At 71.2% G+C, this 18,976-nt stretch carries 8 protein-coding genes; 2 read left to right on the forward strand and 6 right to left on the reverse strand.

Features of this window, described 5'->3' with window-relative positions; translation table 11 throughout:
• Positions 1 to 112: 112 nt before the first annotated feature.
• Entirely contained in the window at positions 113 to 1,213 is a 1,101-nt protein-coding gene (locus OP79_RS02770) for a glycosyltransferase (RefSeq protein WP_033318253.1), read from the reverse strand.
• A gap of 436 nt (positions 1,214 to 1,649) precedes the next feature.
• Here OP79_RS02770 and OP79_RS02775 point away from each other — a divergent pair, with 436 nt between their 5' ends.
• Positions 1,650 to 3,458: a glycoside hydrolase family 15 protein gene (locus OP79_RS02775; RefSeq protein WP_033318254.1), complete on the forward strand. Its 1,809-nt coding sequence runs from the start codon at positions 1,650 to 1,652 to the stop codon at positions 3,456 to 3,458.
• On the opposite strand, the gene OP79_RS02780 is transcribed toward OP79_RS02775, so the two are convergent.
• Entirely contained in the window at positions 3,450 to 4,973 is a 1,524-nt protein-coding gene (locus OP79_RS02780) for a tryptophan 7-halogenase (RefSeq protein ID WP_033318414.1), read from the reverse strand. The two genes, OP79_RS02775 and OP79_RS02780, sit on opposite strands and share 9 nt — an antisense overlap.
• 14 nt (positions 4,974 to 4,987) lie before the next feature.
• Complete coding sequence (locus OP79_RS02785) at positions 4,988 to 13,099, reverse strand: type I polyketide synthase (protein WP_033318255.1); 8,112 nt, start codon at positions 13,097 to 13,099, stop codon at positions 4,988 to 4,990.
• Between the two features lie 167 nt (positions 13,100 to 13,266).
• On the opposite strand from OP79_RS02785, the gene OP79_RS02790 reads away from it, so the two are divergent.
• Positions 13,267 to 13,725 carry an RrF2 family transcriptional regulator gene (locus OP79_RS02790; RefSeq protein WP_033318256.1) on the forward strand — a complete coding sequence of 153 codons (459 nt, stop codon included), beginning with the start codon at positions 13,267 to 13,269 and terminating at the stop codon, positions 13,723 to 13,725.
• A gap of 18 nt (positions 13,726 to 13,743) precedes the next feature.
• On the opposite strand, the gene OP79_RS02795 is transcribed toward OP79_RS02790, so the two are convergent.
• Genes OP79_RS02795 through OP79_RS02805 form a run of 3 tightly spaced genes read right to left on the reverse strand, consistent with a single transcriptional unit; the run spans position 13,744 to position 18,976 of the window.
• A complete protein-coding gene (locus tag OP79_RS02795) occupies positions 13,744 to 16,104 on the reverse strand; it encodes an arylsulfatase (RefSeq protein ID WP_245685195.1) in 2,361 nt (786 codons plus the stop codon).
• A complete protein-coding gene (locus OP79_RS02800; protein ID WP_051744361.1) occupies positions 16,101 to 18,107 on the reverse strand; it encodes a dipeptide ABC transporter ATP-binding protein in 2,007 nt (668 codons plus the stop codon). Before OP79_RS02800 ends, OP79_RS02795 begins: the two co-directional genes overlap by 4 nt.
• A complete protein-coding gene (locus tag OP79_RS02805) occupies positions 18,104 to 18,976 on the reverse strand; it encodes an ABC transporter permease (RefSeq protein WP_078491578.1) in 873 nt (290 codons plus the stop codon). The genes OP79_RS02800 and OP79_RS02805 overlap by 4 nt, the downstream gene beginning before the upstream one ends.

An 18,976-nucleotide genomic window follows, 5' to 3' on the forward strand; every position in this document is an offset into this window, starting at 1 on the left:
GCGTTGTGGCTGGTCGCTCCCCCACTCTCGGCTCCGCTCGAGCGGGGGGACCCCCATCGCGGCGGAGCCGCATATGTCACAGCCCCGCGCCCCTAAGAGGCCTGCGGCCTCCTTAGGGACGCGGTAGGAGGTTCCGGTACAGCTCCGAGTACCGCGACCTGAACTGCGCGGGACCGAAGCGCTCCTCGACCGTGGCGCGGCCACGCTCCGCCAGCTTCTCCCACCACCAGGGCCGGTCCAGGAGCTGGAGCAGCAGATGGCCGGCCCGGTGGGAGTCCGCGATGGGAGCACGCAGGACGGCGTCCTGCAGCGAAGCGAACTGGGGAAGGTCGCTCAGGATGACGGGACGTCCGGTCGCGAGCGCCTTCAGGGCGGTGAAGGGCACATCCGGCCGGCCGCCGAGCGCTCGCGGGAGATGCAGCACGATGTCCGAGACGGCCAGCAGCCGGGGCAGGTCCTCGACGCCACCGAGCACCTCGGCGGCGTGCAGTCCCTCCTGGACCGCGCGGGCGCGCAGTGCCTGCTCCAGAGGGCCGACCCGCTGTCCGGGGCGGCCCTGGACAGCGAGGATCAGCTGGAAACGGGCTCCCGCGCGGGCGGCGACCGCCGCCGCGCCGATGGCCTCGTACGCTCCACCGCCCGGGTCGTGATGGCCTGTGGCCAGGACGATCGGCGGTTCCCTGACCGACCGGGGCCGCAGCTGCCACTCGTCCGGCTCGATCATGGGACCGATGACCGGCACCTTGCCGAAACCCGCCGCGCCGAGCGCCCGGGCCGTCACCTCGGACAGCGCCACGGTGGGGCCGAGCGGCCGGGACCGCGCGAGCAGGGCCCGGTCCGAGACGCCGGAGACGGTGTGCAGGACCGGCCTTCCGTGGATCAGCGGGGGCCACAGCCTGGAGAACGCGGGGAAGCCGGGACCGATGGTCAGCACGGCGTGCACGAGATCGGCCCGCCGCGCCAACCGGGCGCCGACCGCCGCCACTTGGAGTCGTTCCGGCAGACCGGGAGCGCCGTTCCGAGCCACCCTCGGCACCGAGCGTCCGCGCCAGGCGGCGGCCGGCCCGTTCCGCCCGCGCTTGAACCAGAAGTGGTCCACTTCCGGCATGGTCTGGGCGAGGCTCAGGGCCAGCTCGGCCTCTTCTCCGTCCCCGACGTCGAGGGGGCCGCTGGTCAGGAGCAGTACGCGGGGTCTGCGGGCGTCAGCTGCCATGGCAGCCTCCCGCGGATGATGCGTCCCGGTCGCCCGCTCCGTCTCCTGCGTCGCTCCCGCTGCGATCGCCGACCGTGTGGGAGGAGGCCGTACGCGATCGCCTGGACCGCCGAGCAGCCCGGGCCCGGCACGGCGCCGTCCGGCGCACCGGGGCGCAGGCAATGCGGTCCGAGGCACGGCGCAGCGGGTGGACACCACAAGGGGAACCGGGGCGCCGCGAGCCGTGGGCAGCAGGTCGATCCGTCGCACGCCGTAGCGGGTGCGAGACCACTCGTGCCGGAAATCGGCTCGCCAATCGGGACATCGGTACGTCCTGTCGAAGGAACTGAATGCCCTGCTATCCCACCCTTAACACGGCGCCACGGGTCAGTCAATGAATCTGCTCCCTTTCAAGAATTTAAGTTTCCGTTTCCGCGTCTCGTCTAGAATTCTTGTCATGGCAGGGCGAATCGAGGACTACGCCCTCATCGGAGACTTTGAGACGGCCGCTCTGGTCGGCAGGGACGGGGCGATCGACTGGATGTGTCTGCCCCGCTTCGATTCCCCCGCCTGTTTCGCCGCACTTCTCGGCGGTGAGGAAAACGGCCGGTGGCGGATCGCCCCGGCCGAAGGTGCCTCGCGACTGTGTGACCGCCGTGCCTACCGTGGCGACACGTTGATCCTGGACACCGTCTGGCAGACGTCGGACGGTGTCGTGCGCGTGACCGACTTCATGCCTCCCCGCCGGGGGATTCCCCGTGTCGTACGCCTGGTGGAAGGTCTGGCGGGCCGGGTCGAGATGCGCGGGGAACTGCGGCTGCGGTTCCTCAACGGGCGTGTGCTGCCATGGAGTCGGGGCGTGGACCCGCGCACGGTGGCCGTGGTCGCCGGACCGGACTCCGTCATTCTGCGATGCGACAGATTTCCGCTGTGCGACGATGATGACGCGTGTTTCTCCGTCAGCAATTCCTGTATTCGCTCGCAGTTCACACTCTCGGCCGGACAGCGAAGGGCATTCGTCCTGGACTGGAGCCCCTCTCACCTGCCGCCGAATCCGCGTGGGGACACCACCGAACTCCTGGCCGAGACACAGGAATTCTGGCAACAGTGGACAGTGAAATGCACCTATCAAGGACCTTGGCGGGAAACTGTTCTCCGGTCCCTCATCACCCTCAAGGCACTGATTTACGCGCCCACCGGAGGAATGGTGGCCGCCGTCACCACCTCACTGCCCGAACGCCTCGGCGGAGAACGGAATTGGGACTACCGGTTCTGCTGGCTCCGTGACTCCACCTTCATGCTGTCCTGCCTCCTGCGCACCGGCTACCGCGACGAGGCCGTCGCCTGGCGAAACTGGCTGGCCCGTGCCGTGGCCGGCGAACCCGACGACCTCCAACCGCTGTACGGGGTGTCGGGCCAGCGGAGGCTGCCCGAAAAACCGGCCGGTTGGCTCGACGGATACGAGGGCTCCCGCCCCGTCCGCTTCGGCAACGCAGCTGCCGATCAGCTCCAACTCGACGTCTACGGCGAAGTGCTGAACACCATGTACTCCGCGGTGCGCGCGGGCGTACCCGTCGACCACCACATGTGGCGCGTCGTCCGTTCGCTCATGGACCATCTGGAGCAGCACTGGCAGGAACCCGACGTGGGACTCTGGGAAGTACGCGGCCCGCCACGGCACTTCGTGCACTCCCGGATCATGTCGTGGGTCGCCGCGGACCGGGCGCTGCGGATGGCGCGGATCGCGGGACTGCGGGGTTCGGCGGAGCGCTGGCGGATGATGCGCCAGGCGATCCATGACGAGGTGTGTCGCGACGGCTGGGACGCCGAACAGCACAGCTTCGTGCAGTCGTACGGCTCCCGCCGCATCGACGCGTCCGCACTGCTGCTGCCCAAGCTCGGCTTCCTGCCCCCGGACGACCCCCGAGTCCTCGGCACGCTGTCGGCCGTGGACCGCACGCTCGGCGACCATGGCTTCCTGTGGCGCTACACCGACGGTGGCGGCGAAGGAGCCTTCCTCGTCTGCTCGTTGTGGCTCGCCGACGCCCTTGTGGCGACCGGCCGCCGCGAGGAGGCGGACGAGGTGTTCGAGCGCGTACTGGACGCCCGCAACGACGTCGGCCTGCTCTCGGAGGAGTGGGACCCGGTCGCCCACCGCCAACTCGGCAACACCCCACAGGCCTTCAGTCACGTCGGCCTCGTCAACACCGCCTTCGCCCTGCACGGCACGCGCAATGGAGCGCGACGAAGGCAGGGATCACCGTGAGACCGGATCCGCCCAGGCGAGGCCGTCCTCTGTGGCGACCAGGCCGCCGGGACGCACGGGTGCCTCGTCCTCCAGTGGGCCGCCGAAGACGCCCCGTTCCTGCAGGACCGCGCCTTCCTGGAACACCTGCCGGATCGTGGCGGACTCGAAGAGGGGGTTGCGCAGGCCGTCGGAGTCCGGGAGACGGCCCACCGCCTGGTCGAGGGCCGAGGAGGTCGCCGCCAGGCGGGTGTCCGCCTGTCCGGGACCGGTGAGCGACGTGTCGCCGGACGCCAGGCCGCCCACCAGCTCGACGAACGCCTCCAGTTCCGTGGTGCCGACATTGGTGACCTTGCGTGCCTTCCAGAAGTACGACCGCTCGTCCTGGTGCATGTCGTAGAAGGAGACCAGGAACTCGTAGAACCGGCCGTACTCGTGGCGATAGCGGGCCTCGAACTCGTCGAAGCAGCGGTCCTCGTCCAGAGTTCCGGCGGTTCCGGCGGTTCCGGCGAGGACGCTGTTGATCGACCGTGCCGCTAGCAGGGCGCCATACGTGGCGAGGTGCACACCGGAGGACAGGACCGGGTCGACGAAGCACGCCGCGTCACCGGTCAGCACCATGCCGGGCCTCCACAGCCGGGACTTCCAGTACGACCAGTCCCTGCGGACCCGGACCTGGTCGTACGGTGCCTCGGTCGCCTGCGGAACCCCGTCGAGGAAGGTCCGGACTTCGGTGCACGAGTCGATCAGGCGGCGCCACGCGGCCGCCGGGTCCCGCTGGATCGCCGCCGCGTTCTCCCGGCTCACCACCGCGCCCACGCTCGTCAGGTCGTCCCGGAGCGGGATGTACCAGATCCAGCCCTCGTCGAAGGCGGCGCAGAAGATGTTGCCGTCGTTCGGCGCCGGCAGGCGCTTGCCGCCGGCGAAGTAGCCGAACACCGCGATGTTCCGGAAGAAGTCGGAGTACGTCCGCTTCCCGCCGACGTGCGTGTGGATCCTGCTGCCGTTGCCGGAGGCGTCCACGACGTACCGGGCCCTCGCCTCGCGTGTCCCGCCGTCCGGGCCGGTCCAGCTCACGCCGCGGACCCGCTCCTCGTCGGCGAGCACGGTCGTGACGCGGCAGCCTTCCCGTACGTCCACGCCGACGCGGCGGGCGTTGTCCAGGAGGATCGCGTCGAACCGGGACCGTTCGACCTGGTAGGCGAACGAGGTCGGGTCGGCCAGCCGGGGCGACAGCGCGAAGGAGAACTGCCACGGGTCCCGGTTCCGTCCCCAGCGGAAGGTGCCGCCGCGCTTGAGCTTGAAGCCCGCCCGTGCCATCTCCTCCTCGACGCCCAGGATGCGGCACACGCCGTGCACGGTGGAGGGGAGCAGCGACTCCCCGATCTGGTACCTGGGGAACGTGTGCTGCTCGACGAGGAGGACGCGGTGGCCCCGCATGGCGACGGCTGCCGAGACCGTCGCTCCGGCCGGACCGCCTCCGACGACGATGACGTCGTACTCCTCCGTGTGCTTCTGCTCCGTGTTCCTCTCCATGTGCTTCGAGAGACTCACCGGTTTCCTTTCGCCGTGCGTGAGGTGATCCAGGTACGAATGGCCGACGCCGTGGTTCCGGCGTGCTCGCGCATCATCGTCAGGTGGTCGCCGGGCACGTCCACGCAGTCGTGCGGCAACGGCCAGGACGCCCGCCACTTCCCGTTCCGCCCGTCCGCAGACGCCGCCATGGCCGGGGTGGGCTCCGTCGCGCACACCAGGAGCGTGGGGGTGTCGACCGGCTGGGGCTCCCAGCCGAGGAAGATGCGGTTGTACGCGCCCATCGCGGCCAGCACGCCGTCGTCGTCTCCGACGAGGGTGGGCCGGCCGAGGCCCTGGACTGAGGGAGCGGCCAGGGAGACCAGCCACTCCTTGCCGCTGTTGTCCTCGTTGATGTGGTACGTGTCGATCAGAACGAGGCCGACGGGAGAGGCGCCGATGCTCTCCAGGTGGCTGGTCACCGTGTGGGCGACATTGCCGCCCGCGGACCCTCCCACGATCACGAAGGGCTTGTCCCCGACATGCCGCAGCACCGTCTCGGCATGCGTGCGAGCCAGCGTCGCATGGTCCTCCGGCACCGCGGTGCCCGCACCGATGCCGGGGTGCGGGAGTTCCAGGACGTCCAGATCGCCCTGGAAACGGCCGTGGAAATGAGGGAACTCGCCGCCTTCCGACGGGTGCGAGGGGTGGTAGGCCGGGAAGTAGACGATCGTCGGCCTACCGGAACCGCGATTTCCGTCGGCGCGGCGGATCGGGGGCAGCGCGTGATCGCGGCATGCGGCGGCACCGTACGTCGGCAGCGCATAGGACGCGGTGACCAGCATGTGCATCGCCGCCACCGTGTGACCGCTCTCGCTGACCTTCCGGAACAGCGAGGAGAGGGTGTGCGTGTGCCGCTCCGGCTCCGGCGCGGGCAGCGAACCGTCCAGCATTCCGAGCAGATGCCGGGCCAGTCCCTCCGCCGTGGGGTGCTCGAACACCGCGGTGGCGGACAGCCTCAGCTGCAGGGCCATGCTCAGTCGATTGCGGACCTGAACCGCCGTCAGGGAGTCGAAACCCAGGTCGGCGAAGGTCTTCCCGGCCGGCAGCGCGGCGGCGTCGGGGTATCCGAGAACCGCGGCCACGTCACCGCGCAGCAACTCCGCGAGCGCCTCCTCCCGTTCGCCGGCGGGCAGCCCGGCCAGCAGCTTCCGCCACGCTCCCGGTTCCTCCACCTGCTGTACGGAGCCGGTTCCGGGATCGGATCCGCCTGCCGTCGGCCGGACCGGGCGCACAAGCCCTCGCAGCAGTGGCGGGAGGCGGTCTCCGGCGGACCGGAGGTTTGTCCGGTCCAGCAGGATCGGGGCCAGTACGGGCTCTCCCTCGCCCAGCGCCGCGTCGAACAGTGCCAGGCCCTGCGCCGTGGAGAGTGCCCGGAACCCGTCGCGGGAGGTCGAGGGCGGTCCGCTCTCCGCGAGCTGTGCGGCCATGCCGCCGCCGTTTTCCCACAGTCCCCATGCCAGGGAGACGGCGGGCAGCCCGAGCGCGGTGCGATGGCGGGCGAGTGCGTCCAGGAAGGAGTTCGCCGCCGCATAGTTGCCCTGGCCGGCCCGGCCCAGCAGGCCCGACGCCGAGGAGAACAGGACGAACGCCGACAGGTCCAGATCCCGGGTCAGTTCGTGCAGGTTCCAGGCCGCGTTCGCCTTCGGCCGCAGTACCGCCGCCATCCGTTCGGGGGTCAGCGCGGCCAGTACGCCGTCGTCGAGGACGCCCGCGGCGTGCACCACGGCGGTCAGCGGGGGCTCGCAGCTCTTGATCATCTCGGCCAGCGCGGCGCGGTCGGCCGCGTCGCAGGCGACGATCCGGACCTCGGCCCCCAACTCCTCCAGTACGGTGCGCAGTTCCTCGGCTCCGGGTGCCTGCGGGCCGCGACGCCCGGTCAGCAGCAGATGCCGTACGCCATGCGCGGTGACCAGGTGCCGGGCCACTTCGGCGCCCAGTGCCCCGGTGCCCCCGGTGATCAGTACGGTGCCGTCCGGACCGAACGAGCCGCTTCCGGTGTACCCGGTGTCCGCTGCCGCCGCGACCAGTCGTGGCACCGTCATCCGCCCTGCCCGGACTGATAGCTGGGGTTCGCCGGTGGCCACCGCCTCGGGGAGCAGTCGCAGGGATTCGGGCCGGCCGTCCACGTCGACCAGGACGACACGGCCGGGCAGTTCCGACTGCGCCGTACGCACCAGTCCCCAGACCGCGGCACCTGCCAGGTCCGGCACCGGCGCGGTGGCTCCCCTCGTCACCACCACCATCCGTGACCCCGCGGTCCGCGGATCGTCCTGCCAGTTCTGCAGAGCCTGAAGCACCCTGCCGGTCAGGAGGTGTACGGCGGACAGTGGATCGGAATCCGTCGCCGGGCCGAGTGCCGTGACGGCCACGACGTCCGGTTCGGATGTCGTGGAGTCCGTGACGACGGGGAGGAATTCGCCGAGGTTCAGCTCGTCCGGGCCAAGGGGCATCCAGACTTCGTTGTCCGCGTCCGTGGGCTGCTCGATGGCGACCCAGTCGGGGCGCAGCAGGGCGCGTCGTATCGCGTCGTCCGCCAAGTCACCCTGCTCGACGGGCAGTTCGCGGGTCGAGAGTGAGTCGACCCGCGCCACCGGGCGGCCTTCCGGGTCGGCCAGCGTCAGTGTGACCGTGTCCGTCCCGGCCGGGGCGACTCGCACGCGCAGCTCCGAGGCTCCGGCGGCGTGCAGACGTACCCCGTTCCACGCGAACGGCACCCGGACCGCACCGGGTTCGGGGTCGGCGAGCAGGACGCTGTGCAGTGCCGCGTCCAGCAGCGCCGGATGCATCCCGAAGCGATGGGCGTCCGCCGCCTGCGGCTCGGGGAGCCGTACCTCCGCGAAGAGTTCCTCGCCGCGCCGCCATATCGTCCGTACGCCCCGGAAGGCCGGCCCGTAGGCGAAACCGCCGTCCGCCAGGGTGTCGTACGCGTCGGAGAGGTCCACTTCGGCGGCGCCCTGCGGCGGCCAGGTCGTCAGCCCGCTCTCCGCCCCCTGGGGCGCTGCCCGGCCCAGCAACCCGGTGACATGCCGGGTCCAGTCGGCCTCCGGGCCTTCTGCCGGGGATTCCTCGGGCCGGGAGTAGATGTCGACCGGGCGGCGGCCGGATTCGTCCGCCGCCCCCACGACGACCTGGACGCGTATCCCCGTCGCGGCGGGCAGAACGAGCGGTGCCAGGACCACGAGTTCGTCCAGCACGTCGCAGCCCACCGCGTCGCCCGCCCGGACGGCCATCTCGACGAACACCGTCGCAGGTACGAGGACTGTCCCGGCGATCACATGGTCGGCGAGCCAGGGATGGTTCGCGGTGGAGAGCAGCCCGGAGAGCACGGTCCGGTCGGTGCCCGGTACCGCGAATGCCGGGCCCAGCAGCTGGGCGTCGGCCGCTGTCCCAGGGGTGCGCGGTACGTCCAGCCAGTACCGCTGCCGCTGGAAGGCGTACGTCGGCAGGTCCACCCGGCGCGCCCCGATGTCCGCGTACACCGTCGGCCAGTCGACCTTCACTCCGCGTACGTGCAGTCGGGCCACGGCGGAAAGCAGCGTCTCCGTTTCCCGCTCACCGTCCCGTGTGGCCGGGGCGCACTCTCCGGCGACACCGCCGTCCGTGGCGGTCAGGCACTCCTCGGCCATCGCCGTGAGCACAGGACCGGGCCCGAGCTCCAGACAGGCGGAAACCCCCTCGTCGTCGAGGCACCGCACGGCGTCGGCGAACCGCACCGGCAGGCGGGCGTGCCGTACCCAGTACTCGGGGGAGCACAGTTCCTCGGCGTCCGCCTGCCGGCCCGTCACGGCGGAGACCACCGGGATCCGCGGCGGCCGGAAGGTCAGCCCTTCTGCGACCCGGCGGAACTCGTCGAGCATCGGCTCCACCAGGGGCGAGTGGAAGGCGTGGCCGACGCGCAGGCGTACGGTCCTGCGGCCGCGCGCCTCGAACCCGGCCGCGACGGTGAGCACCGCATCCCGCGCGCCGGAGATCACCACCGACTCCGGCCCGTTCACGGAGGCGACCGCCACCTGGTCCCCGACCTCCGCCAGCGCGGGCAGGACCTCCTCCTCGGCCACGTGCAGGGCGACCATCGCCCCGCCCTCGGGCAACGCCTGCATCAGCCGCCCGCGGGCCGCGACGAGCGCCGCGGCGTCGGCCAGGTCCAGGACTCCGGCGACGTGGGCAGCCGCCAGTTCCCCCACGGAATGCCCGGCCAGGAAGTCGGCCCGCATCCCCCAGGAGTCCAGCAGCCGGAACAGGGCGACCTCGAAGGCGAACAGAGCGGCCTGAGTGAAGTCCGTACGGTCGAGCAGGGCGGCCTCGGGCGAATCCTGTTCGGCGAACACCACCGTACGCAGCGGCCGTTCGAGATGGTCGTCCAGCTCCCGGCACACGTCGTCGAAGGCCGTGGCGAAGACGGGGAACGTCGTGTGCAACTCCCGCCCCATACCGGCGCGTTGAGCTCCCTGGCCGGTGAACAGGAACGCCGTACGGACACCTGGATCCGCGATGCCGCTCGCCGCGCCGCCATCCGTGCCCTCGCCGAGTGCCCGCAGCACCTGAAGCATCCGCGTCCGGTCCCCGGCCGGCACCGTCGCCCGATGGGGCAATGCCGACCGTGACGCGGCCAGCGTGAACCCGATGTCGGCGCAGGACAGTTCCGGCCGGGTCTCCACCGCGGCTGCCAGTCGTCGCGCCTGAGCGCGCAGGGCTGCTTCGTCGGCTCCGGAGACCAGCCAGGGCGCCGCACCGTCATACGGCACGTCACTGTCGTGCGGCATTTCCCCCTCGTACGGTGCTTCACCCTGGTGCGGCATCTCCTTCTCGGAGACCGGTCCGCCGGGTGACGGCGGGGGCTCCTCCAGGATCACGTGCGCGTTGGTCCCGCCGATCCCGAAGGCCGAGACACCGGCGCGCCGCTGCCGGTCCGCCGATGGCCACGGCCGGGCCGTGGTCAGCAGTTCCACCCGGCCGGAGGACCAGTCCGCATGGGGCGTGGGCTCCTCCACATGCAGTGTTCGGGGCAACTCCCCGTGTCGCATGGCCTGCACCATCTTGATGACCCCGGCGACGCCCGCTGCCGCCTGGGTGTGCCCGAGGTTGGACTTGACCGATCCCAGCCACAGCGGCGGCTGCTCCTCGGTTCGTCCCTGGCCGTACGTGGCCAGCAGCGCCTGCGCTTCGAGGGGGTCACCCAGCGTGGTGCCAGTGCCATGGGCCTCCACCGCGTCCACGTCGTCCGTGCGGAGCCCGGCATCGGCCAGCGCCTGCCTGATCAGCCGCTGCTGTGCCTGCCCGTTGGGCGCCGTCAGTCCGTTGGACGCGCCGTCGGAGTTGACCGCGGAACCGCGCAGCACGGCCAGCACCGGGTGACCGTTGCGCCGGGCGTCGGACAGCCGCTCCAGCAGCACCAGTCCCACGCCTTCGCCCCAGGCGGTACCGTCCGCCGACGACGAGAACGACTTGCAGCGGCCGTCCGGGGAGAGGCCGCGCTGCCTGCTGAACGCCAGGAACGGCCTCGGCGTCGACATCACGGTGACTCCGCCGGCCAGGGCCAGTGAACACTCGCCCGAACGCAGCGCCCTGGCCGCCCAGTGCAGCGCCACCAGGGAGGAGGAGCACGCGGTGTCGACCGTGATCGCGGGACCACGCAAGCCGTACGCGTACGAGATCCGGCCGGAGGCCACGCTGCCGGCCGAGCCCAGGCCCAGATGCGCCTCCAGTTCGTGGGGGCGGGTGAACCGGGCGGAGTAGTCGCCGTACATCACGCCGACGAACACCCCCGTGTCGCTCTCCTTCAGCGACGCCGGATCGATTCCGGCCCGCTCCCAGACCTCCCAGGAGGTCTCGAGGAGCAGCCGCTGCTGCGGGTCCATGGCCAGCGCCTCACGGGGCGAGATCCCGAACAGCCCCGCGTCGAACTCCGCGGCCCGGTGCAGGAATCCGCCGCTGCGGGTGTACGTGGTGCCGATCCGGTCGGGATCGGGGTCGTGCAGGGTGGCCGGATCCCAGCCTCGGTCGGCCGGGAACTCCGAGATCGCGTCCTTGCCTTCCGACACCAACTGCCACAGTTCTTCAGGGGAGTTGACGTCGCCGGGATAGCGGCAGCCCATGGCGACGATCACCACGGGGTCCTCGCCGTCCGGTCCGGGATCCCGGAGAGCCGGGGCGTGGACCCTGGCCTCCGTGGAGAAGAGGGTGTCCCGCAGGTACCGGGCCACGTCGGCCGGTGTGGGGTGGTCGAAGACCAGCGTCGTCGGCAGGTTCAGTCCGGCCCGCTCGCCCAGCCGGTCGATCAGTGTGACGGCACCCATGGAGGTCAGACCGAGGTCGGTGAAAGGGCTGCCCGCGTCGAGCCGGTCGTGCGGTGCACGTCCGCAGACCGCGGCCGTCTCGGTGAGCACCGTCTCGCGCAGGGCACGTTCCTGTGCCTCGCGGGAGAGAGGCAGGAGCCGGTCGCGCAGGGATCCGTCGACCGGGGCCGCCGTCAGGGAAGCGGGGGCGAAGCGGACGTCTGGTGCGGGCCGGGCCAGTCCCGGGACGACCGCGTGACGGGCGATCTTGCCGGACGCGGTACGCGGGACGGCGGCGATCTCGTGGATCTGGGCGGGCACCTTGTAGTCGGACAGCCGGGCGCGGCAGTCGGCCAGCACCCGCCGGGGGTCGATCCCGTCCGGGCCGGGGACGAGGAAGGCGACCGGCACCTCACCGAGGACGTCATGCGGCATGCCCACCACCACGGCGTCGGTCACGCCGGGACAGCGCAGCAGGACCTCTTCGATCTCCGTGGGGTGGATGTTCTCGCCACCGCGGATGATCAGTTCGCTGACCCGGCCGGTGAGGAGGAGATGCCCGTGCTCGACGCGGCGTCCGAGGTCGCCGGTGCGATACCAGCCGTCCTTCAGCGCGGCGGCCGTCGCCTCCGGCTGGTTGTGGTACCCGGACATGAGGCTCGGCCCGCGCACCCAGATCTCGCCCTCGGCGCCGTCCCTGACATCGTTGCCCGTGCCCGGGTCGACGACTCGTACGTCCATGCCCGGGACCGGCGGTCCGCAGGAACCCTCGGCTCGGGGACCCTCCGGCCGGTTCACCGCGATCATGCCGCAGGTCTCGGTGCTGCCGTACGCGTCGAGCAGCGGCGCCCCCAGCGCCTTCTCGACCGCCCGGCGCAACGACGGGGAACTCGGTGCGCCCGCCACGACGCACGTCCGCAACCCCGGTCGGGAGGACGGGGCCTCAGGAGCCTGTCCGGCCGACGCCACCAGCTGGTGGTACGTCGCGGGCACCCCGGCCAGGACGGTGAAGGGACCGCCGAGTTCCTCCGGCGATGCGTCGAGTGCTCGCAGCAGACCGCCGGGCGGAAGGAGTTCGTCCGCGATCCTGGCGCTCGCACCGACGGCGGTGACACCCAGGATCGCGAGGGAGTGGCCGAAGCTGTGGAACAGCGGCAGCGGCCAGAGCAGCCGGTCCTCGGACGAGAGCCCGAAGATCGGGGCGTAGCAGGCCGCCACCGACCACAGGGCGCTGCGCTGCGTGGACACCACTCCCTTGGGGTGGTGAGTGGTGCCGGAGGTGTAGAGCATCCAGGCCGGATCGTCGAGCCCGAGGTCGTCCCGGGGCGCCTCGCCGGGCTCGTCGGCCTCGGCCGCGCTCTGGAAGAGGACCGTGCCGTCGGGGGCGTCCGCGGGGACCGGTCCCGTACCGGTGAGCAGGACGCGCAGCCGGCGGTACGCGGGACCCAGGCGGTGCAACTGCGCGAGGTGCGTGGGGTCGGTGACGACGACGGAAGCGCCGCTGTCCTGGAGGAAATGGGCGAGCTCGGTGTCGGAGCACCGGGGATTGAGAGGGACGCCGATCGCTCCCGCCCTGATGGTGGCGAGGCAGCTCTCCACCATCTCCACGCAGTTGCCCAGACATATCGCGACCCGGTCGCCGCGGCCGACGCCTGCCCGGGCGAGATGCGCGGCCAGCCTGCCGGTGCGCCGTTCCAGCTCGGCGTAGGTGACGCTGCGTAAGGAGTCGGCGAAGGCGACACGTTCCCCCGATTGCTCGGCGTGCTTCTTCAGCAACTCCGGCAGCGGCCGGATCAGCTCGTCGTACCTCATGTCCCTGCTTCCCAGATTGCCGTCAATCTCCCTGTCCACCAACGGTGTTGAGCCTACGTGGATCAGGCTGTGGAGATCGAGAAAGTGGATCGGACTCCCGACCACGTGCCGATCCGGTGACCGGTGACCGGCGACCGTCATACGCAGTAGTGGCGGATAATCGCGGCATGCGGATCTCGGCGAAGGCGGACTATGCGGTACGGGCGGCGTTGGAGCTGGCTGCGGCAGGTGAGGACACGTCGGTCAAGGCCGAGGCGATCGCCCTGGCGCAGGGCATCCCGCACAAGTTCCTGGAGGGCATTCTGGGCGACCTGCGCCGAGGCGGGCTTGTGGTCAGCCAGCGGGGCGGGAAAGGCGGCTACCGGCTGGCCCGCCCGGCGGACTCGATCGCCATCGCGGACGTGATCCGGGTGGCGGACGGACCGCTGGTGTCGGTACGGGGCGTGCGCCCGCCCGAGCTCTCCTACTCCGGCCCCGCGGAATCCCTGCTGCCGCTGTGGATCGCGGTACGCGCCAACGTCCGGAAGATCCTCGGCGAGGTCACCCTGGCAGATGTGGCCGCGGCCAAGCTGCCCGAGGAGGTCGTGGGCCTTGCCGAGGACCCCGGGGCCTGGACGAATCCCTAGTCAACCCCTGGCCACCAGCTATTCGAACGCTGCCGCTGCTTCGCGCAGCGCCCGGGCCACCGCCGCAGGCGAGTCCGGTCCGGGGGAGCCCGGACGGTAGGTGACGGAGCGTAGGGCCCCGGTGTAGCGGAAGACGCCGTGGCGCTCGTACACCGGCCAGGAGACCGGCGACTTGCGGTCCACGCCCACACTGATGCCCTGGAACGGCGCCATCCCGATCAGCTGGTGGACTGGTTCAGGCGCGGCGCACTCGGCCCCGTCGACCGTGAGGGCGAAGCGCCAGCGCAGATGCCGCTCGGCGGTGGCGGTGAGGACGATCGTGCGGGTGCCGGGAGCCAGAGGGCCCGCGTCCGTCTCGTGCAGTGCTCCGTACTCGTTGTACGCGAAGCGCAGACGGCCGCCTTCGACGTACAGGCTGTAGCCGCCGCCCTGGTCGCCGTGGGACACCAGGACGCCGCTGTCGCCCTCCTCGTACGACTCCAGCTCCACCGTGACCGTGAAGGAGCGGAAGGCGATGAGCCGGGAGGAGCGGTAGCGCTCCAGCTCGGGTGTTCCGGGCAGGAGCGTGACCGGGCGGGCCAGCTTCTCCTCGGCGGGTCCGCGCAGGGCGAGGGCACCGGAGGCGTCGGGGAGCGGGAAGACGCCGTTGCGCCACGCGGCCTCCTCCCAGGCCGCGGCCAACTCCTTGACCAGCTTGGGCTGTTGGGCGGTCAGGTCGTGGATCTCGGTGGGGTCGGTGCGGATGTCGTACAGCGCCCATTCGGAGTCGTCGTACGGGGCTCCCAGACGATGCAGGGTGACGAGTTTGCGGCCGTCGCGGTAGTAGCTGCGGTTGCCGGTCATCTCGCAGTACTGCTCGGGGTGGGTGCTGTCGGCCGCGGGGTCGGCGAGTACGGGGGCGAAGCTGGTGCCGTCCTGTTCCTGGATGCCGTCGCCCGCCCGCTCAACTCCCGCCAGTTCCAGCAGCGTTGGCGCGATGTCGGTGACGTACTGGTACTGGTGGCGGATACCGTCGTCCGCGGGGGAGCGGCGCAGGCCCCGCGGCCAGGTGACCAGGAGCGGCACCCGCACCCCGCCCGCGTACGTGTGACGCTTGTAGAGCCGGAACGGCGTGTTCGAGGCCATGGCCCAGCCGCGCGGATAGTGCACCAGGCTGCGCGGACCGCCGATCAGCTCCGGGTCGCGCGCCACGTCCGCCGGCCAGTCCTCCGGAAGCCGCGGATGGTGGGCGAAGCGGCTGAAGTAGCTGCGGCTGCCTTCGGCGCCGCCCTCGCCGCTGCCGCCGTTGTCCGAGGTGAAGACGACGATGGTGTTGTCCAACTCGCCCAGCGCCTGAAGGGTGTTCAGCAGACGCCCCAGGTTCTGGTCGACGTTGTCGACCATCGCCGCGTACACCTCCATGTAGCGGGCGTACAGCTGCTGTTCGTCCGGGGGGAGATCGTCCCATGCGGCCACGTCCAAGCCGTCTTCGGAATTGCGGGCGGGTAGTTCGGTGTCCTGAGGGAAGAGGCCGTCCTCCTTCTGCTTCGTGAAGCGGGCCTGGCGCAGTTCGTCCCAGCCGCCGTCGTAGCGGCCCCGGTGGCGTGCGATGTCCTCCGGTTTCGCCTGGAGCGGGGCGTGGACGGCGTTGTGGGCGAGGTAGAGGAAGAAGGGCTTGTCCGGGTCGTGGGCGCGCAGCGACTTCACCATGGACACGGCCTGGTCGGTGATGTCGTCGGTGTAGTAGTAGCCCTCCGGGAACTCGTCGATGTCCAACGGTGTGTTGTCCCGGACCAGTTGGTGCGGGTGGAACAGGTTGGTCAGTCCTTCCAGGACGCCGTAGTACTGGTCGAAGCCCTTCTGCAGCGGCCAGTTGGCACGATCGGCCGCCGCGCTGGACGACGCGTCGCGGGCCAGATGCCACTTGCCGACCGCGTACGTCGCGTACCCGGAGTCGCGCAGCGTCTCGGCCAGCGTGGGGATGTCGTGGGCGATCTCCATCCCGTAACCCGGGAAGCCCGGATCGGCGTTGGCGACCATCGCATAGCCGACCCGGTGCGGGTTGCAGCCGGTCATCAGCGCGGCGCGGGAGGGGGAACAGAGCGGCGTCGTGTGGTAGTTCGTCAGGCGGAACCCCTGCTCGGCGAGTCCGTCGAGCACCGGGGTCGAGACCTCCGCGCCGAACGGGCCGATATCGCTGTAGCCCATGTCGTCGACATAGACGAGCACGATGTTCGGAGCCCCGGCGGGGGCTGTGCGCTGCTGGGGCCAGGCAGGCCGCGACTCGGCGAAGGTGCGGCCGATACGGCCGGGGAAGCCCTCGTACGGGTCGCGACGGGTGGGGCCGGAGCTGGAAGCGGTGCTGTCGGTCATGGGGTTGCGTTCCTCGGGGTCGGTCATGCGGCGGGCACTCCCAGGGCCGAGGCCGGGACGGGATCGGGTACCGCCGACAGGAGGTTTTGCGTGTAGGGGTGCTGAGGGGACTCGCACACCTCGTCCACGGGGCCGGTCTCGACGATCCGCCCCCGGTGCATGACCGCGATGCGGTGACTGACCTGCCGTACGACCGCCAGGTCATGGGCGATGAAGAGCAGAGCGAGGCCGAGGTCGTGCTGCAGATCGGACAGCAGGTTGACGATCTGGGCCTGGACCGAGACGTCGAGGGCCGAGACCGGCTCGTCGCAGATCAGCAGGGAGGGTTCCGGGGCGAGGGCGCGGGCGATGCCGATGCGCTGGCGCTGGCCGCCGGAGAAGGCGCGCGGGAGGCGGTCCACGGCCGCCGGGTCCAGGCCGACGAGCTCCAGGAGCTCGGCGACGCGGGCCTCGCGTGCCGCGCGGTCCGGGTGCAGACCGTGGACGAGGATGGGCTCGCCGACGATGTCGCCCACCGTCATCCGCGGGTTGAGGGAGGCGTACGGGTCCTGGAAGACCATCTGCACCTGGCGGCGCAGCGTCCGCAGGGCCGTACGGGAGGGGCGGGTGACGTCCTGGCCGCGCAGTCGGATCGTGCCGCCGTCGGCCGGGTGGGCGTGGGTGAGCAGGCGGGCCAGGGTGGACTTGCCGGAGCCGGACTCGCCGACGAGGCCGAGGGTTTCTCCCTGGTGCAGGCGGAGCGAGACGTCGTCGACGGCGACGAGCCGATTGCGCCGGCCGACCCGGCCGCGTCCCCGGAACTCCTTGCGCAGGGCGGAAGTCTCCAGCAGTGGTGCGTCGCCGGCCGGGAGTTGGTCCTCCGGCTCCCCCTCGACCTCGAGCCGCACCTCCAACTCGGCCTCGCGACGGGCCAGTTCGGCCGGATTGCGGTACCTGGACCGTACGGGTGGCGCGGCAACGGCAACGGTGGAAGCCGCCGTGCCCGGGTGCCAGCACGCCACGTGATGCCCGGCTTGCGATGTCGCCTCCAGCAAAGGTGACTCCAACTCGGGCGACTCGAGCAAAGGCGACTTGCTTCCGCACCGCTCGTCGGCCGACGCGCAGCGCGCCGCGAACGCGCAGCCGGTGAGCGGCAGCGACAGGTCGGGTGGTGAGCCGGGGATCCCGGAGAGGCGGGTGCCGGAGGGCGAGGACAGCCGGGGTACGGCGGCCAGGAGTCCCGCGGTGTACGGGTGGCGGGGGCGGGTGAGGACCTCGGCAGTGGGGCCGTCCTCGACGACCGTTCCGCCGTACATCACGAGCAGGCGTGCGCAGGTGCGGGCGACGACACCCATGTTGTGGGTAATGAGGACGAGTGCCGTGCCGGTCTCCTCGTTGAGCCTGGTCAGCAGGCGCAGGATCTGTTCCTGCACGGTGGCGTCCAGCGCGGTGGTCGGCTCGTCCGCCACCAGCACCTCCGGTTCGTTGGCCAGGGCCATGGCGATGAGGATGCGCTGGCGCTGGCCTCCGGAGAACTGGTGCGGGTGGTCGTCCAGTCGGCGTCGCGGGTCCGGGATGCCCACCAGGCCCAGCAGTTCCTCGGCGCGCGCCCGGCGGGCGGCGCGGTCGCCGTGGCCGTGGGCGCGCAGCACCTCGTCCAGATGCGTGCGGATGGAGAGGACGGGATTGAGCGAGGTCATCGGGTCCTGGAAGATCATCCCGATCCGGGCACCGCGCACCGCGCGCAGTTCCTCCTCGCTCGCGCCGGTCAGCTCGGTGTCGCCGAGGCGCACGGAACCTGCGGTGATCCGGCCGGTGTCCGGCAGCATCCGCGTCAACGCCAGCGCGGTGGTGGACTTCCCGGAGCCGGACTCGCCGACCACGGCCAGGGTCTCGCCGCGTCGCAGGGTGAAGCCGACGTCGCGTACGGCATGGACGGAGGCCCCGTCCGGAGCGCCGAAGTCGACGCTCAGACCTCGTACGTCCAGCAGAGCGTCCTGTGACGGGGAAGCCGTCGGCGTAGGGGAAGTCGTGGGCGTACTGGATGTCATCGGCGTATCTCCCGGTTCAGGGCCTCGGACAGCAGCGAGAAACCGAGGACGAGTAACGTGACGACGAGCAGCGGACCGGCGGCGAAGTGAGGTGCCTGGGCCAGGTAGGGAAGCGCCTGGCTGAGCATGTTGCCGAGCGTGGGCTCGGGCGGGCGGATGCCGACCCCCAGGAAGCTCATGGCGCCCTCCAGGAAGACGGCGACGGTGAACGAGACGGCGAGCTGCACGACCAGCGGGTCGGCGCAGTTGGGCAGGATGTGCCGCAGCAGCAGCCGGGCCCGGCCCGTACCGCCGACCCGCGCGGCGACGGCGTACTCGCGCTCGCGCTGGACGAGGATCCCGGCACGCAACTGCCGCCCGAAGACGGGGATTTCGGCCAGCGCGATCACGACCACCACCGGCAGGCGGCCCGGACCGAGCACGGCCGTGATGGCGAGCGCCAGGATCAGCCCCGGGAAGGCCAGCACCAGGTCGAAGACCCGTTGCACCACCGTGTCCAGCACCGGGTGCACCGCGGCGAGCAGCGCGAACGCACATCCCAGGAGCGCGCCCAGCGGCACCGCGAGCGCGATGACCTCCAGGTCGGTGCGGATGCCGTACAGCACCCGGCTCAGCAGGTCGCGGCCCAGGTCGTCGGTGCCCAGGAGATGTCCGGGGCTGCCCGGTGCGAGGAGCGCCTCGCCGCTCTGGGCGGTCGGGGCGTGCGAGCTGAGCAGGGGCGCGAGTAGTCCGGCAAGGGCCACCAGCAGGGCGAGAGCGAGGCCGATCCGGCCGCGCGTGGTGGCCAGGGCCTTGCGGTAGGGCCGGTGTGGGTTGCGGGCGGCGCCGGGGCCCCGCTTCCGCGCCCGTACGACAGAGAGCGTGGTCAT

Origin of the sequence: Streptomyces yerevanensis (assembly GCF_000716805.1) — a bacterium.
GTDB lineage: Bacteria > Actinomycetota > Actinomycetes > Streptomycetales > Streptomycetaceae > Streptomyces > Streptomyces flaveus.

Excerpts from the sequence above, each read along its gene's own strand:
- OP79_RS02770 (WP_033318253.1), bottom strand. The coding sequence starts at position 1,213 with ATGGCAGCTGACGCCCGCAGACCCCGCGTACTGCTCCTGACCAGCGGC.
- OP79_RS02775 (WP_033318254.1), top strand. The coding sequence starts at position 1,650 with ATGGCAGGGCGAATCGAGGACTACGCCCTCATCGGAGACTTTGAGACG.
- OP79_RS02780 (WP_033318414.1), bottom strand. The coding sequence starts at position 4,973 with ATGGAGAGGAACACGGAGCAGAAGCACACGGAGGAGTACGACGTCATC.
- OP79_RS02785 (WP_033318255.1), bottom strand. The coding sequence starts at position 13,099 with ATGAGGTACGACGAGCTGATCCGGCCGCTGCCGGAGTTGCTGAAGAAG.
- OP79_RS02790 (WP_033318256.1), top strand. The coding sequence starts at position 13,267 with ATGCGGATCTCGGCGAAGGCGGACTATGCGGTACGGGCGGCGTTGGAG.
- OP79_RS02795 (WP_245685195.1), bottom strand. The coding sequence starts at position 16,104 with ATGACCGACCCCGAGGAACGCAACCCCATGACCGACAGCACCGCTTCC.
- OP79_RS02800 (WP_051744361.1), bottom strand. The coding sequence starts at position 18,107 with ATGACATCCAGTACGCCCACGACTTCCCCTACGCCGACGGCTTCCCCG.
- OP79_RS02805 (WP_078491578.1), bottom strand. The coding sequence starts at position 18,976 with ATGACCACGCTCTCTGTCGTACGGGCGCGGAAGCGGGGCCCCGGCGCC.